Origin of the sequence: Pseudogracilibacillus amylolyticus (SeqCode) (assembly GCF_051918545.1) — a bacterium.
Classification (GTDB): domain Bacteria; phylum Bacillota; class Bacilli; order Bacillales; family Amphibacillaceae; genus Pseudogracilibacillus.
Genome location: NZ_JBPPZG010000310.1, coordinates 1,866 through 3,096, shown reverse-complemented (window position 1 = coordinate 3,096; position 1,231 = coordinate 1,866). Strand labels below are relative to the sequence as shown.

The window sequence follows — 1,231 nt, the reverse complement described above, 5'->3', positions numbered from 1 at the left end:
AACAGAAACAACTACATTCGGAATGTTCGAGCATTACCCACTCGGTGGCATCTTATCGTTCTTCACTATTTTTGTCATTGCCATATTTTTTATAACGTCTGCAGACTCGGCAACATTCGTCCTCGGCATGTTCAGTACGAAAGGACGACTTAACCCTGCCAATCCAGTAAAAATTGTTTGGGGCCTTGTGTTAGCCGGAATGGCCGCGATCGTATTGTATTCTGGGGGCATCCAAGGATTTCAGAATATGCTGATCATCGCAGCACTTCCTTTTTCCGTGATTATTATTATGATGGCTATTGCCTTTTTAAAGACCGCAAAGAAAGAAGTTTAAAGGATAAAATAAATAAAGGAGTTGTGGTAAAGATGCAATTTAAAGACAAGGTAGTACTTATCACCGGTGCAGCAGGTGGAATCGGAATCGCAGCTGCAAAAGCATTTGCAAAAGAAGGTGCAAAATTAGCATTAGTCGATTTAAAAAATGAAGCAATTACTAAAGCAGCTGAATCCATCGACAGTAAAGATATATTATTACTTACAGCAAATGTTGCCAAAGAAGAAAACAAAGGAACAATACGGGCGAATTGATGTATTTATTAATAACGCGGGCATCAATGGTGAATTTAAAAATATTACTGAACAAACAGTAGAAAACTTTCAAAATGTAATGGACGTTAACGTGAAGGGTGTCTTTTTAGGTTTAAAATATGTACTACAAGTGATGCAAGAACAAAAAAGTGGAGCTGTTGTCAACACTGCCTCTAATGGAGGACTGCTCGGTGCTCCCGGGATGAGTCATTACGTAGCCTCTAAACACGCGGTGATCGGGCTTAATAAATCAGCTGCATTAGAAATGGCGCAATACGGTGTCCGAGTAAATGCAGTTTGTCCATCTGGTGTTAATACAGAAATGATGCGCAGAATTGAGAAAAACGCTGCCGGGGATCAAGCCGAGGAAGCTCGGAAACAATTTGAAGCATCTGTACCGATGAACCGTTACGCAACAGCCGAAGAAATTGCAGATTTAATGGTATTCTTATCATCTGAACAAGCTTCCTTCATTAGCGGCTCGTATTACAGAATCGATGGTGGGCAGGGAGCGACTTCCGTATAAGTTTTCAACATGAAAAATTACTCTCTACTCGATGTGAGAGAGAGTAATTTTTATTAGTTTATTTCATTTGTTAAGATATTTCTCCACTTTCTTTTCTGGTTTACCTAATTTTGGATG

The 1,231-nt window shown here is 39.6% G+C and carries 1 protein-coding gene and 1 pseudogene; both read left to right on the top strand.

The window, feature by feature from the left end; all coding sequences use genetic code 11:
- Window positions 1-334: BCCT family transporter (locus ACPYKA_RS20070; RefSeq protein WP_479543959.1), on the top strand; the 334-nt coding region annotated here is incomplete at its 5' end.
- Window positions 335-366: 32 nt separating this feature from the next.
- Window positions 367-1,114, top strand: a pseudogene (locus tag ACPYKA_RS20065) (SDR family NAD(P)-dependent oxidoreductase).
- Window positions 1,115-1,231 lie beyond the last annotated feature (117 nt).